Here is a 15516-nt window from a genome sequence, read left to right on the forward strand (position 1 = left end):
TCACGACTTGTTCTTTGAAAACTGGATAACACGACATTGAAAGCAATAAACCAAAGTAGCACCGTATCACGCGAGTGATGCACGTGATTCTTTTTAATTTGAGGTTAAGTTAGAAAGGGCGCACGGTGGATGCCTTGGCACTAGGAGCCGAAGAAGGACGGCACTAACACCGATATGCTTCGGGGAGCTGTACGTAAGCGACGATCCGGAGATTTCCGAATGGGGAAACCCCCCGCCTGTAATGGGGCGGGATCCATGCGTGAATTCATAGCGCATGAGAAGGCAGACCCGGGGAACTGAAACATCTAAGTACCCGGAGGAAGAGAAAGCAAATGCGATTCCCCAAGTAGCGGCGAGCGAAACGGGAACAGCCCAAACCAAGAGGCTTGCCTCTTGGGGTTGTAGGACACTCAACAGTGGAGTGATAAAAGAAGCGCATAGCTGAAGCGGCCTGGAACGGCCCGCGATACGCGGTAACAGCCCCGTAGGCGAAATGCGCTTCTCTCCCGAGTGGATCCTGAGTACGGCGGAACACGTGGAATTCCGTCGGAATCCGGGAGGACCATCTCCCAAGGCTAAATACTCCCTAGTGACCGATAGTGTACCAGTACCGTGAGGGAAAGGTGAAAAGCACCCCGGAAGGGGAGTGAAACAGATCCTGAAACCGTGTGCCTACAAGTAGTCAGAGCCCGTTAATGGGTGATGGCGTGCCTTTTGTAGAATGAACCGGCGAGTTGCGATTCCTTGCAAGGTTAAGCCGAGAAGGCGGAGCCGCAGCGAAAGCGAGTCTGAATAGGGCGAATGAGTAAGGGGGCGCAGACCCGAAACCAGGTGATCTACCCATGTCCAGGGTGAAGGTGAGGTAACACTCACTGGAGGCCCGAACCCACGCACGTTGAAAAGTGCGGGGATGAGGTGTGGGTAGCGGAGAAATTCCAATCGAACCTGGAGATAGCTGGTTCTCTCCGAAATAGCTTTAGGGCTAGCCTCAAGCGAAAGAGTCCTGGAGGTAGAGCACTGTTTGGATGAGGGGCCCATCCCGGGTTACCGAGTTCAGACAAACTCCGAATGCCAGTGACTTGTGCTTGGGAGTCAGACGGCGAGTGATAAGATCCGTCGTCAAGAGGGAAACAGCCCAGACCGCCAGCTAAGGTCCCCAAATATCCGTTAAGTGGAAAAGGATGTGGCGTTGCTTAGACAACCAGGATGTTGGCTTAGAAGCAGCCATCATTTAAAGAGTGCGTAATAGCTCACTGGTCGAGTGACACTGCGCCGAAAATGTACCGGGGCTAAACGGATTACCGAAGCTGCGGACTGTTCGTATGAACAGTGGTAGGAGAGCGTTCTAAGCCGCGTTGAAGCCGGACCGGAAGGACCGGTGGAGTGCTTAGAAGTGAGAATGCCGGTATGAGTAGCGAAAGAAGGGTGAGAATCCCTTCCACCGAATGCCTAAGGTTTCCTGAGGAAGGCTCGTCCGCTCAGGGTTAGTCGGGACCTAAGTCGAGGCCGAACGGCGTAGACGATGGACAACAGGTTGATATTCCTGTACCACCTCCCCGCCATTTGAGCAATGGGGGGACGCAGGAGGATAGGGTGAGCGTGCCGTTGGTTGCGCACGTCCAAGCAGTGAGGTGGGGAACGAGGCAAATCCCGTTCCCACAACCACCAGGCTGTGATGGCGAGGGGAAGTATCCCCGGAGTCCCTGATTTCACACTGCCAAGAAAAGCCTCTAGCGAGGCGGGAGGTGCCCGTACCGCAAACCGACACAGGTAGGCGAGGAGAGAATCCTAAGGTGTGCGAGAGAACTCTCGTTAAGGAACTCGGCAAAATGACCCCGTAACTTCGGGAGAAGGGGTGCTCTTTTGGGTGAACAGCCCGAGAGAGCCGCAGTGAATAGGCCCAGGCGACTGTTTAGCAAAAACACAGGTCTCTGCAAAACCGTAAGGTGACGTATAGGGGCTGACGCCTGCCCGGTGCTGGAAGGTTAAGGGGAGCGCTTAGCGCAAGCGAAGGTGCGAACCGAAGCCCCAGTAAACGGCGGCCGTAACTATAACGGTCCTAAGGTAGCGAAATTCCTTGTCGGGTAAGTTCCGACCCGCACGAAAGGCGTAACGATCTGGGCACTGTCTCAACGAGAGACTCGGTGAAATTATAGTACCTGTGAAGATGCAGGTTACCCGCGACAGGACGGAAAGACCCCGTGGAGCTTTACTGCAGCCTGCTATTGAAGTTGGATACAGCCTGTACAGGATAGGTAGGAGCCGAAGAAGCGTGAGCGCCAGCTTACGCAGAGGCAATGGTGGGATACTACCCTGGCTGTATTGGACTTCTAACCCGCCGGCCTTATCGGCCGGGGAGACAGTGGCAGGCAGGCAGTTTGACTGGGGCGGTCGCCTCCTAAAGAGTAACGGAGGCGCCCAACGGTTCCCTCAGAATGGTTGGAAATCATTCGCAGAGTGCAAAGGCAGAAGGGAGCTTGACTGCGAGACAGACACGTCGAGCAGGGTCGAAAGACGGGCTTAGTGATCCGGTGGTTCCGCATGGAAGGGCCATCGCTCAACGGATAAAAGCTACCCCGGGGATAACAGGCTTATCTCCCCCAAGAGTTCACATCGACGGGGAGGTTTGGCACCTCGATGTCGGCTCATCGCATCCTGGGGCTGTAGTCGGTCCCAAGGGTTGGGCTGTTCGCCCATTAAAGCGGTACGCGAGCTGGGTTCAGAACGTCGTGAGACAGTTCGGTCCCTATCCGTCGCGGGCGCAGGAAATTTGAGAGGCGCTGTCCTTAGTACGAGAGGACCGGGATGGACACACCGCTGGTGTACCAGTTGTCTTGCCAAAGGCATCGCTGGGTAGCTATGTGTGGCCGGGATAAGTGCTGAAAGCATCTAAGCATGAAGCCCCCCTCAAGATGAGATTTCCCATTACGTTTACGTAAGTAAGATCCCTCAAAGACGATGAGGTGGATAGGTTCGGGGTGGACGCATGGCGACATGTGGAGCTGACGAATACTAATCGATCGAGGACTTAACCAAAGAAAAGCGCAGGTGGCCACGCAAGGCCCGACCGGCGTAGAGACGGCCCATGGCGGAAATCCTGATTTCCAGAATGGGACGGCTTACGACCCGAGGGCCTGGCCACCGAGCTAGACACCACAGCATTTCAATGTCGGTTATCCAGTTTTGAGTGAACAAGCACTCAACCAAATAAGTCCAGTGATGATGGCAGAGAGGCCACACCCGTTCCCATCCCGAACACGGCAGTTAAGCTCTCTTGCGCCGATGGTAGTTGGGGGCTTCCCCCTGTGAGAGTAGGACGTCGCTGGGCAATTAAAAGCAGGGGCTGTCCAAAAAGCCCCCTAAATTAAAAACAGGGAGAGAATAACCAATCGGTTGTTCTCTCCCTGTTTTTTTAAAGTTCGCTTTTTCGGAAAGTGACCGGAGGAAACCGGCCACTTTCCGAAAATTATGCGCCATGGCGATGAGTCCGAATTCGATGTGCACTTTCTGAAGCCCCCGGAGATGGAACCGGCGGAACGCCAAATTGCCCTTGATATCGCCGAAACCGGTTTCCACCTCGATTTTTCTTCGGGCGTATACCAGTTTTCGGTCCTCACATTCAAGGGCTTCTTTCGCTTTCATTTTCAATTCCTCATAGACCGGGGTCCAATGAACCTGACGGTTCCCCTTTGCCTTGGTACACGATTCTTTCAGCGGACACCCGGTACAGTCTTCACATTCGTAGATTTTATAGGACTGAACAAAGCCCGATGCATTTTTCTTCTCCTGATATTTTTTGAAAACGACGCGGCGGCCGTTTGGACAGATGAATCGGTCATCCGCTTCTTCATATATCCAGTTTTTTGCATTCCATTTATTATTTTTAGACTTCTTTGTCTGCTCTTTCAGATAAGTACCATACGGGATCAGGAAGCCGGCAAGTGGTTCTTTTTCATCCCCGATCAGGTAGAGGTAGTTCTCTTCGCTTCCATAGCCGGCATCCGCGACGATGGTCTTCGGCATAGGCAGGGCAGATGCCTGCAGCGCTTCCAGATGTGGAATCAGGCAGCGAGCATCTCCTGGGCGCTGATGAATGGTATAGAACAGCACGAATTGATTCTCGGTCGCCATCTGGATATTGTACCCGGGTTTCAGCTGGCCATTCTTCATATGATCTTCCTTCATCCGCATGAATGTGGCATCCGGGTCCGTCTTCGAGAAGCTGTTGCGCTCTCCACAGATTGCGAGCTGTTCCGCATACGTTTCTTGGCGGGGAATGAAGTTTTCACGAATCAGTTTCACTTTCTTTTTCAGGAGACTATGCCGTTTGCGGAGTCCTTTTCTGTTTTCCACGAGCTTTTCCTCAGCGATGAGATCCGTCAGGATATCCACTTGGTCTTCCAGCCGGTTCGCAACTGAAGCCAATTCCACAGCCGCCGGCTCCTCGGCCAGCTGGCCCAGTTCCAATCCCTCCGCCTTGGCAATCTCCTGGATTTCCTGAAGCGTTTCCTGGATTCTGATTTTCAGTTTCGCTTCCCGCCCCGTCACCGCCTTACGGAAGACAAAGCTATACTTATTGGCGTCCGCTTCCATCTTCGTCCCGTCCAGGAAGTAGTTCTCAAACTCGACAAACCCTTGCCGGTGAAGTTCCAAAACAGTGAACTCGAATAACTGATCGATGACCGCTCCCATTCGGACGCTCCGGAAATGGTTGATGGTCCGGAAATCCGGTTTCTGCATCGCCGCCAGCCAGATCGCCGGAAGATCCTCGTGCAGCATCGTGGCGATGCCCCGGCAGGAATAAACTTTTTGGGAATAGGCATAGAGAATAACTTTGAGCATCAGTTTCGGGTGGAAGGGTGGCCGCCCGCCGCCAGGGTAGCAGGCGGTCAACACCTCATCGGGGAAAGCCTCAACCAACTGATCCACCACACGAGCCACATGATGGTCGGGAATCAGGGCGCCAATATCAGGAATGGATAAGGCCTGGGTCGGATCATACGGTTTGAATGCGGGCGCCGGCCGGCGCCCTTGGGTGGAGACTACGATTTCATGTTCAAGTAATTCACCTGACGGAAGAGGTGGTTGCATGGTATAATCGGTAGAAGCAATCGTTGGATTGCGCATAAAAATCGTCCTTTCTGAGTGGTTGTCTGGTAACTCCCATTTTACAGAAACGGACGATTTTTGTATGCATTGATGACTTGACTAGCGGGAAGGCCGGCGGCGACTCCTGCGGGACCAGCACGAGCTGAAGACCCTGGACCGAGTATAGCGAGGGAAGCGTCTGAAGCCGTGCCCGCGGAAAGCGTCCGCCGGGCCGAACCCCAGCTACTTCTTTACGAATAGAAAAAAGGGGCTGCCCCTCGAGGTCATTTTTCATGACCTTTCGGGACAGCCCCTGCTTTTTTACTTTGATTCCCTTTTTTCGTCTGACGGTGACAGACAATTATTTATTTATTTGGAAGAACAAGTAGCTATCTTGTCAAATTGCTACTCAGACTTCTTAAAAACATTGAATTGATGAGCTTCCTACTTTAATATGGGGGAATCCGGATTATGAAGAGGAAGTGATAACAGATGACTTTTGATGGGGCAGCGATGATGATCATCATCTTCTTGATCAATATCGTTTACGTGACATTTTTGACTATGCGGACGATTTTAACCTTAAAAGGTTACCGGTATATAGCGGCTGCTGTCAGTGTGATGGAAGTGCTGATCTATATTATCGGTTTAGGGCTGGTGCTTGATAACCTGGACGAGATTCAAAACTTGATCGCTTATGCTCTTGGGTTTGGTTCCGGTGTTATAGTCGGCATGAAGATTGAGGAGAAGTTGGCACTCGGTTATATCATGGTCAGTGTCATTGCGCTGGATCGGTCGGAACTGTCTCCCAAAAAATTACGTGAAAAAGGATATGGCGTAACGGATTGGACTGCCAATGGCCTTGATGGAGACCGGCAGGCCATGCAAATTCTGACACCCCGAAAATATGAATTGAAGCTGTATCAATTGATCAAAGAATTGGACCCGAAAGCTTTCATTATTTCTTATGAACCGAAGACCATTCACGGCGGTTTCTGGGTCAAGAATATTAAAAAGGGAAAGCTGTCCCGCTAAAAGGTATAAAGAAAGCAGAAAAAGGATGCATGGGTAGGTCTCTTCAATATATTCCCGCCTTCTTGAATTTTTAAGATCATTCCAGTAACATAGAAGAGATTCTGAAGTATCAGCAGGAAGGGATGGCTTTGTGACAGTTGAAATGATAGCGATGGCAACACTGATTTTTGTGATTAATATTGTAGTGATCACGCTTTATACAATACGGATGATTTTAACGATGAAAGGTTATCGATATATTGCTGCAGCTGTGAGCATTGCAGAAGTAGTTATTTATATTATTGGTCTGGGACTGGTTCTTGCTAATATCGATCAAGTTCAAAACGTAGCGGCATATGCTTTGGGTTACGGAACCGGTGTAATTATAGGGATGAAAGTGGAAGAGAAACTGGCACTCGGTTACACGATGGTGAATGTCATTACAGCGGATGCTCATACCTATTTGCCGGCGCAGCTCAGACAGCGGGGATACGGAGTTACTGACTGGCAGGCTAACGGTCTGAATGGTAACCGGCAAGCTATGCAAATTCTGACTCCCCGGAAAAATGAACTGAAACTGTATCAGCTCATCAAGGAGTTGGATCCGAAGGCCTTTATCATTTCCTATGAACCGAAAGAGATATTCGGCGGCTTCTGGACGAAGAGTATCAGACAGCAAAAAGCTGCATGAAAATTGCACATACTCTTATTTACTCACATGCTGGAAGCTCATGCTTCCGGCTTTTTTATTTGGTTTACTGCCGTATAATGATAGGGAATTGCCAGACATACAGGAAAAAATTTGAGATATTGCGATAATTCATTCATAATGAAGGGGGAACGCATCAAAGGGAATGATTCGATGAAACCTTTGATAGAGAAGTACGTATAGAATAAAGAGCAATTAACAGGAGGGAATTGAATGGCAGTCAACCTGGTAAAAGGACAGAAAATTGATCTGACAAAAGGACGCTCTTCGTTATCGAGTGTCATGGTCGGACTCGGCTGGGATCCAGTCAAAAAAGGAAAAAGCGGAGGCGGCTTTCTGAGCAGCCTTCTTGGCGGAGGCGGTGGCGGAGCAGAAGTGGATTGTGATGCATCCGTACTGCTGCTGGATGCGAATGATAAGCTGACAGCCAAAGAAAATCTAGTCTATTTCGGCAATAAAACGAGCAAGGACCGCAGTGTGGTTCACTCGGGTGACAACCTGACAGGCGCAGGGGCTGGAGACGATGAAGTAATTACCGTCGATTTACGTGCGGTCTCTCCTTCTGTACATAAACTGGTGTTTGTGGTGAACATTTACCAGGCGAAACAGCGTAAACAGGATTTCGGATTGATCCAAAATGCTTTCATTCGCTTGGTCGATAACAGCAGCAAGGAAGAGCTCGTCCATTATGATTTAACTGATAGTTATGCCGGTAAGACTTCACTGATTCTGGGCGAATTGTACCGGAGCGGGGAAGAGTGGAAATTCTCGGCGGTCGGTGAAGGAACAACAGATGTCGATATCAGTTCAATTGCCAATAAATATGCATAAGGAGATGTTGAAATAATGGGAATCAATTTATCAAAAGGACAGAAAATCGATTTAACGAAAACGAATCCAGGTCTGGTGAACGTAACAGTCGGACTGGGCTGGGATACAAATAAATATGATGGTGGAAAAGATTTCGACTTGGATTCTTCCGTCTTCCTATTGAATGGTGATGGAAAAGCAACATCGGAAAGCGATTTTGTTTTCTACAATAACACAACCGGTGGCAATGGTTCGGTCGTTCACACAGGCGATAACCGTACCGGTGAAGGTGCAGGGGATGACGAGCAGGTCAATGTGAATCTCTCAACTGTTCCAGCCTCAGTTGAAAAAATCGATTTCTGTATTACGATTCATGAAGCGGAAGCAAGAGGACAGAATTTTGGCCAAGTCAGCAATTCATATGTACGGATTTTAAACGCCGACACAAATGAAGAACTGATCCGTTATGACTTAGGAGAAGATTTCTCCATCGAAACTGCAGTTGTCGTCGGTGAACTGTATCGCCACGGCAGTGAGTGGAAGTTCAATGCAATCGGCAGCGGCTATCAGGGCGGACTTGCTTCACTTGTTCAGGATTTTGGATTAAGCTAAACAGCATGGCGACAAAAAGCAAGGGAATCTGTCCTTGCTTTTTGTTTGCCTGTTAAACGGGGTAAGGAAGAAGTATTGCGCTGCAATGCTTTCTTTATTTTTTTTGGGAGTGTGAACGATGAAACATTTTAGAGGCATGAGCAGGGAGGCATTGCAGGAATGTTTTTATGTCTGCCCGTCAGAGTTTTCACGGGATGCAGGCAAGCGGACACTGGGCATTGCAATGGGGGCCTCGCTGTATATGCCGGGCACGATGAAAGAAATTGCTGTGAAGCTGACCGGGACCCGGCTCAGTAGTCTGACAAGTGTCATTCTGTGTTTGGAAGATGCAGTTTCAGATGGGGAGCTGGCTGAAGCAGAGGAAAATGTTATCCGGGAACTAAAAGTGATTGAATCGCTTTACATAACGGGAAAGTTCAGTGACGGTAATTTGCCGTTGCTGTTTATCCGTGTGCGAAATACCAATCAGCTGCAGGATATTGCTGAGCGCCTCGGCAGTGCGCTCGAATTGGTGACAGGTATTGTCTTTCCAAAATGTACTTCGTCGAATGCACAGGGATTTTTTCGCTGCCTTCAGGAGCTGAATATGCAGCGGGCTATAAATTTGTACGGGTTGCCGATTCTTGAGACGAAGGAGATTCTATATTCGGAATCACGGGAACAGGAGCTTGCCCGGCTTTATGTAATTTTCAAGCAGTTTGAAGAACTGATCTTGACGATTCGCGTAGGTGCGACTGATTTTGCAAGTCTTCTCAGTCTGCGGCGCTCTAGACTGCGACCGATTTATGATCTTCGGCTGGTTGCGGATTGTCTATTGGCTATTGTGAATAAATTCGGCAGAAGAGATGACAGTTTTTTGATATCAGGACCGGTATATGAGCATTTTGAAGATGCAGCCAGCACTGGGACCTTTGATAACCCTTCGAGTGCCGATGCTGTGCTGTGGGAAGAAGTGCAGCTGGACAGCCTGAATGGATTCATGGGGAAAACTTGTATTCACCCTTCCCATATCGCGATTATCAATGCAGCTTACGCAATACCAAAGGAAGCATATGATGACGCAAGAGCAATTACGGAACAAAGCATTGAAATGAACGGCGTGCTGAAAAGCCCGGCAAAAAATAAAATGAATGAGGTCAAGCCTCATTACAATTGGGCGCTGAATGTATTGGCGCAAGCAGAGATATATGGGGTGTTAAAAGAAAATGTCACATCATTCGACTTTCTCCGCCGCCTCCGCACAGCACTTGTATAAAGTGCATGGAGATTTGAAACTGACAATCAAAGTGACGGAAAATCCATACGGGATTTCGCCGGACTCCTTGTTTGGCATGGGCATGCGGATCAATAAAAAACGGCAGTTCCTGTTTGTCAGCCGGCTGCTCGGCAAGCACTTGGCAGTTGATCCGGCATTATCACTGGGCACAGGAACTGTTTTGGCGTCTATGCTGCTGGAAAGTGAAGGCCAGGAATCACACCCGGAAACCAACCGGATTGCTGCTATGATTAACAGGCAGCAGCCGGATCGTGCCTTAGTCAAAAAATCATTAGCTTATAAAGCACAACTTCCGACGAGGACTGTCTTTATCGGGTTTGCGGAAACAGCGACCGGCTTGGGTCATGCTGTATTCCAGCATTTCAATGAAGCTGTCTACCTTCACACCACCCGGGAAGAAATGGTCAATGCGGAGCCATCTTTTCGTTTTGAAGAGGAACATTCACATGCAACATCTCATCGGGTATATGCACCGGAACATGTTTTACAGGAAGCGGAGACAATTGTGCTGATTGATGATGAAATCACATCAGGACGAACTGCCGCAAATCTGATTATTTCTCTGAATGAGGCGTATCCTGGAAAACGATACAAGGTTCTGTCGATTTTGGACTGGCGCAGTGATGAGCACCGGCAAGAGTTTACAGAAGCGATGGCCATTCGTCATGTTTCTGCAGAAGTGCTTTCAATGTTGGCCGGTGAGTTTGTGCTGCACAGTGAAGACACAGCTGAAGAACCGGCACTGGACTACTTGTCAGGTTCCGGAGAGTTCAGTGCGGTGACCGGTGAATTGCCGGCAGAAATGCATGCACCTTTTAAAAGTGCTTTTGCCACGTACAGCCTGTTCACCGGCCGCTTTGGTCTGACAAGCAAACAGCATGATCGGATGGACAACTGGATTCGACAACTTGGAGACCGGATTCGCATGGAGCCGAACGATGCGAACATACTGATCATTGGGATCGGAGAAAACATTTATATTCCACAGCGGCTCGCATTGGAACTGGGCTCAAATACACGGGTACAGACAACGACCAGGAGTCCGATCTTCCCTTCAGATAAAATAGGATATCCAATAAAATCAAAAACTAAATTTTTACTTCCAGATTCTTCCGGAACAGAGCAGTATTTATATAATTTAAACGCTATTAAAGCCGACAGAATCATTGTTGTTGCGGAATCAGTGCGTGAACAGGAGAGCTGGCAGCCACTGCTTGCGCATCTTGGAGAGCTGGCACCTGTTACGTGGCTCGCTCTGACATCAGAAGAAAAGCAGGTGAATAGCAATGAAACTTGATACAGCCGGTCTGGTGCCCACTAGTTATGATCCTGAAGATATCATTTTTTTATTAAAGGATCTGTCGGATGCAACGATTGAAGCTCCCGTCGAAGAGCGGGAACAGGCATTCCGGAAGGGGAGTCATTATTCAGAGTCACTGCCGGTCGAGTACCGGCCGACTGCCGCCTATACAGAATTATATCATCAGGCATTAGCGGCTTCTGCCGAAGAAATTGCCAGACTGACGGGCGTGCTGGCCAGAAGAATCCGCCGTTATGCCGCTACGGACGAGGTGGTGCTCGTATCCCTTGCGCGGGCGGGCAGCCCGGTCGGTATTTTGCTGAAGCGCTATGCAAAGCAGGCAATGGGCTTGGATTGGCCGCATTTCAGTGTCTCCATCTTGCGCGGCAAAGGCATTGATGCTGAAGCGCTTCAGACTGTGCGGGAACTGTATCCGGAGAGTCATATTCAATTTGTTGATGGCTGGACAGGGAAAGGGGCTATCCAGCAGGAATTGAGCAGGTCGGTCGGGGAATTGAACGCGGATTTCCAATTGGATCTGAATGATGATCTGGCAGTTCTGTCGGATCCCGGCGCTTGTTCAACGTTGTTTGGCACACGGGAAGATTTCCTGATTCCGAATGCCTGTCTGAATGCCACGGTTTCAGGCCTTGTCAGCCGGACTGTACTGAACACCAGACTGATCCGGCCTGGCGAATTCCATGGCGCTAAATATTACGCAGATCTGGAAACAGAGGATGTCTCCAATGATTTTATCGATCGGATCTCCAGTGAATTCAATGGGCAGGAACCGGCGATTGAAGCGAGCCTGAAGGGCCGGTCCGTCCTGGATCCGCGGACATGGCAGGGAATGGAGGAAGCGGAATCCATTGCCAAGCGACATTACTTAAGCGCTGATATCTCTAAAGTGAAACCCAGTGTCGGTGAAACAACAAGAGTTCTGCTGAGAAGGCAGCCATATAAAGTGCTTGTGCAAGATAGCGGCCATGAAGCTGTTCAGCATATTCTCTATTTATGCCGGGAAAAAGAAGTGCCTGTTGAGGAAGTACCGGATTTGTTTTACCGGGCCATCGGCTTGATCGAAGCGGAGGACCGGCGATGACCGTGTTATTTGCAAGTGATCTGGACCGGACGCTTATTTACAGCAGACGTTCAATGGGACCGGATGCCGATCCGGAGATGCTTACAGCAGTAGAAGAAATCAATGGAAAACTGACTGCTTTCATGACGACTGCCGGCTTGGCACTTCACCGGCAAATGTCATCGAAGATCTCATTTGTACCGGTGACAACCCGGACAGCTGAACAGTATAAACGGGTGACCGGGCTGCTGGATGAGGTTCAGGAGCCAGAATATGCAATTGTCGCCAATGGCGCAGTCATTTTAAAAAATGGGGTACCGATGGCTGAATGGTCGGCCCGGATACAAAAACAGCTGCTCGAGGACCGGGCGACAGTTAAGCATGTTCTGAAGCAGCTGGAAGTATATACCGGTAAGGAATTCATTCTGGAAGTGAAGCAGGCGGAAGAATGGTTTATCTATATGATTATTGATGAACAAAAATTTTCACCGGCAGAACTCGAACACTTAGCGAAAATCTTTTTCAGGCAGGGTTTCACATTTTCTCAGCAAGGCAGGAAACTGTACATCATGCCGAATTGCATTAATAAGGCAACCGCTTTGAATTTCGTCATTAAACAACTACAGGCGGAGACCGTGCTGGCAGCCGGCGATTCACTGCTTGATCTGGAGATGGTCAAAGCTGCGGATCATGGTTTCATACCCGCCCACGGAGAAGCGGCACAAGATGCGGAGGTTCCTGCTTCTGTCCGGATCACTGCTGCGAGCGGCATTCAGGCAGGAGAAGAAATTCTGCAGAATGTTCGACGTTTTTTGCTATAATTAGGTAAGAACGAGGGGGGAGAGGCCATGGTTATTTTAAAGCCAGTCAGACTGACAAAATGGGATTCGACTGATAGCGGGAACTGGCTGAAGAATTCGCTTCAGCAGGACAGCCAGGTTTCTGTTGAGGAAGAAACACTCTCCTACCCGCAATTGGTCTGCCAATATGTTGGTGTACCACTCGATTATGATGAGTATTTCGCTTTCCTGTATACGCAGGTGGAGCAAGCAGAAGGCAAATTGATCATTTTAACAGATGCACTAAACAAAGTGATTCCATCGGAGAAATTACAATCGATCAACGCCTTATTTGAGATTCATAAGAAAGAAAAGGGCCTGTCGCCAAATCGGATGGTCGCATTCATGGACGGTCATGCCCTGCTGCCGCGCCTGAAAGACCCGCAGCTGAACCGGCATCTTCGATTGGTACTGATTTCTGTGCTGACAAAGCTGCAATCCGCCTATACAGAAGGAACGCTTCATCATGAATACCGCCGGATCACGATCGATTTGATCAAATGGATTTTCAATCATGTGGAGCCGGCACTGGCCGATCTTGATTTTCGGACAGGATTGCCTGGTTTTCTCTGGTATGGCGAAGCGACACCGAGCGAACGGTGGTTCCTCGCTTTTCTGGCGGAATTCGGCTTCCATCTCGTCGTGTTCAATCCGCTCGGTGAACAATGGCCGGCAGACATGCTGGAAATCAAGGAAGAACAGAGTTATAAGTTTCCGAAAATGGCTTCTGATCTGAAGCCGCTTCCGGCTGAAAAACCGGATGTTGTCGGGACTGTGGCCTTTCAGGCAACGCAGGAAATCAATGAGCTGTTGCATCATGACAATTCCGGACTTTATAAGCCGTTCCAATTGAATTCATTTTTAGTGGATCCTCTCCGGCTGAAAACGACAGAAGACGAAGCCTTCCTGCTTGCTAAAGAACGGGCGATGGTCCGGCCCCGGTTTGCAGCGGCTAATGGCACAGTCACGCTTCCTGTTATTTTTGCCAAGATGATGGGCATCGATCAAAACCGGAAACGGTTCTGGGCGAATGTCCATTCATTGACCGAGCGGGAAGATACCCATGTCATCCGTGAATTTCCGTTCACAAAAGAGCGGAAAGCAAATCCGCTGTTTCATTACCGGGATGCTTTGGGCCGTGATGGCAAGCTTGATCCGGAAAAAATGAGACGTGCGAATTGGTGGACCTACGGAAAACTGCCGGCCGGCACACAGGCCGCGATAGGCGAGGCGATTTCCCGGCATGTGAACAAGCCGCTCCTGATGCGACAGGGTCAGGAGACAGAAGAGGAATTGAAGCTCTTTGCTTTTGCTCAATCCATGCAATTGCCAGGATTTGCGCTCCGGCTGATTCAATTATTTGATTACCCGCAATTTGTGCCTACAATTTTTATATATAATGAAGAAACAGGACCTGATCTGAGCCGGGCAGATGCAAATGCGCTGTGCATAATGCATCAATTGGGCTTCGATATCATTGTGGTGAATCCGAAAGGCCACCAGGACATTGAACGATGGATCAGAGAAGGCGTTTATGATCTTCATTGGCTGAGTGATCGCAGTTTTAATGAACCGTTTAAAGAAGAAGGTGCAGTACAGAAAATATTGAAACGATTTTTATAACACAAAGGGGGTATTCAAATGGAAACTCAAAATCTGGAACTGGCACAAAAAGAAGAGCTGCTTGAAAAAGATGACAACGAATTGAAAGTTCAGCTGAAACGCGACCCGGAAGTGCTGCAGCTTGTTGCGAAAATTGATCCGAAAAATCAAGTGTCGCTGCTGGAGTTCGGGCGGGAGCCGGCGAATGAGATTTCAGCATTCACCGGACAGGTGCTGAACACAATCCAATCGAGCAGTATGGAAGAATCGAGCGAATTGCTCAAGCAACTCGGTAAAATCATGGATAAATTCGATAAAAAAGACTTTGTCGAAAAACCATCTCTCATGAACAAATTGTTCAAAAAAAGCGAGAAGCTGATTGAAAAGCTGTTTAATAAATACCAGACAATGGGTGGAGAAATCGACAAGGTCTACGCGGAAATTACAAAGTATGAAGCGGAAATGAAAAAGTCGACGAACACGCTGGAAGAATTGTATGACCAGAATTTCAATTACTTCATGGAGTTGGAAAAGTACATTACAGCAGGCGAACTCAAGCTAAATCAAATGCGCGAGAATCTACCAAAAGTAGAAGAAAAGGCGCAATCCGGCAATCAGATGGCCTTGATGGAGCTGACAACGCTGCAAAACGCAATCGAAGTGCTCGATCAGCGCATTTATGATCTTGAGATGGCGAAGCAAGTATCTTATCAGGCGGCACCGCAAATCCGGATGCTGCAGCGCGGGAACACGAAGCTGATCGGCAAAATCAATTCAGCCTTCGTCACGACGATTCCGATTTTCAAAACCGGTCTCATTAATGCAATTGCGGCCAAGCGGCAGAGCCTTGTCGCTCAGTCGATGAATGAATTGGATAAACGGACAAATGAAATGCTGATCCGCAATGCCAATGATATTTCCCGGCAAAGTGTGGAAATCGCCCGTTCCGCCGGCCAGCCAAGCATAAAAATCGAAACGATAGAACAGACATGGGATACCATCATGCAGGGCATGACCGAAACCCGGGCCATCGAAGAAGAAAACACGAAGATGCGGGAAGAAGGACGTCAGCGTCTGGAGCAGCTGCAGCAGAAATACGAAAACATGCAGCGGAAGTAACTGCATTTACCCCGGCAAAGAATATTCTTTCTGTAGAAGCCAAAACCCGTTTCACTTACCCTGAGA

The 15516-nt window shown here is 49.1% G+C and carries 11 protein-coding genes and 2 rRNA genes; 12 read left to right on the plus strand and 1 reads right to left on the minus strand.

Annotated elements, in window-relative coordinates:
• Positions 1 to 102 precede the first annotated feature (102 nt).
• Both B0X71_RS04365 and rrf read left to right on the plus strand, forming a co-directional pair.
• Positions 103 to 3036: ribosomal RNA gene (locus B0X71_RS04365) — 23S ribosomal RNA — on the plus strand.
• Positions 3037 to 3212: 176 nt separating this feature from the next.
• A 5S ribosomal RNA gene (gene rrf, locus B0X71_RS04370) occupies positions 3213 to 3328 on the plus strand.
• A gap of 2 nt (positions 3329 to 3330) precedes the next feature.
• Here the strand turns inward: rrf and B0X71_RS04375 are convergent.
• Positions 3331 to 5127, minus strand: a complete 1797-nt coding sequence (locus B0X71_RS04375; protein WP_077588304.1) for an IS1182 family transposase — start codon at positions 5125 to 5127, stop codon at positions 3331 to 3333.
• Between the two features lie 453 nt (positions 5128 to 5580).
• On the opposite strand from B0X71_RS04375, the gene B0X71_RS04380 reads away from it, so the two are divergent.
• From B0X71_RS04380 to B0X71_RS04425, 10 genes are all read left to right on the plus strand, one after another.
• Positions 5581 to 6123, plus strand: a complete 543-nt coding sequence (locus B0X71_RS04380; protein ID WP_077588305.1) for a DUF2179 domain-containing protein — start codon at positions 5581 to 5583, stop codon at positions 6121 to 6123.
• Between the two features lie 151 nt (positions 6124 to 6274).
• Positions 6275 to 6793 carry a DUF2179 domain-containing protein gene (locus tag B0X71_RS04385; RefSeq protein ID WP_077590892.1) on the plus strand — a complete coding sequence of 173 codons (519 nt, stop codon included), beginning with the start codon at positions 6275 to 6277 and terminating at the stop codon, positions 6791 to 6793.
• Positions 6794 to 7024: 231 nt separating this feature from the next.
• On the plus strand, positions 7025 to 7642 hold the full coding sequence (locus B0X71_RS04390) for a TerD family protein (protein ID WP_077588306.1): 618 nt from the start codon (positions 7025 to 7027) through the stop codon (positions 7640 to 7642).
• Positions 7643 to 7657: 15 nt separating this feature from the next.
• On the plus strand, positions 7658 to 8233 hold the full coding sequence (locus tag B0X71_RS04395) for a TerD family protein (RefSeq protein WP_077588307.1): 576 nt from the start codon (positions 7658 to 7660) through the stop codon (positions 8231 to 8233).
• Positions 8234 to 8351: 118 nt separating this feature from the next.
• Complete coding sequence (locus B0X71_RS04400; RefSeq protein ID WP_077588308.1) at positions 8352 to 9488, plus strand: HpcH/HpaI aldolase/citrate lyase family protein; 1137 nt, start codon at positions 8352 to 8354, stop codon at positions 9486 to 9488.
• The gene (locus B0X71_RS04405; RefSeq protein ID WP_232336784.1) at positions 9439 to 10806 is read left to right on the plus strand and encodes a phosphoribosyltransferase family protein; all 1368 of its coding nucleotides are present in this window, start codon (positions 9439 to 9441) and stop codon (positions 10804 to 10806) included. Before B0X71_RS04400 ends, B0X71_RS04405 begins: the two co-directional genes overlap by 50 nt.
• Positions 10796 to 11911, plus strand: coding sequence for a cysteine protease StiP family protein (locus tag B0X71_RS04410; RefSeq protein WP_077588309.1), 1116 nt, complete (start codon positions 10796 to 10798; stop codon positions 11909 to 11911). The genes B0X71_RS04405 and B0X71_RS04410 overlap by 11 nt, the downstream gene beginning before the upstream one ends.
• Complete coding sequence (locus tag B0X71_RS04415) at positions 11908 to 12711, plus strand: HAD hydrolase family protein (RefSeq protein ID WP_077588310.1); 804 nt, start codon at positions 11908 to 11910, stop codon at positions 12709 to 12711. Before B0X71_RS04410 ends, B0X71_RS04415 begins: the two co-directional genes overlap by 4 nt.
• A gap of 27 nt (positions 12712 to 12738) precedes the next feature.
• Positions 12739 to 14352 carry a YceG family protein gene (locus B0X71_RS04420; protein WP_077588311.1) on the plus strand — a complete coding sequence of 538 codons (1614 nt, stop codon included), beginning with the start codon at positions 12739 to 12741 and terminating at the stop codon, positions 14350 to 14352.
• 18 nt (positions 14353 to 14370) lie between these two features.
• Positions 14371 to 15450 carry a toxic anion resistance protein gene (locus tag B0X71_RS04425; protein WP_077588312.1) on the plus strand — a complete coding sequence of 360 codons (1080 nt, stop codon included), beginning with the start codon at positions 14371 to 14373 and terminating at the stop codon, positions 15448 to 15450.
• Positions 15451 to 15516: the final 66 nt, after the last annotated feature.

The organism is Planococcus lenghuensis, from assembly GCF_001999905.1.
In the GTDB taxonomy this organism is placed as follows: Bacteria; Bacillota; Bacilli; order Bacillales_A; family Planococcaceae; genus Indiicoccus; species Indiicoccus lenghuensis.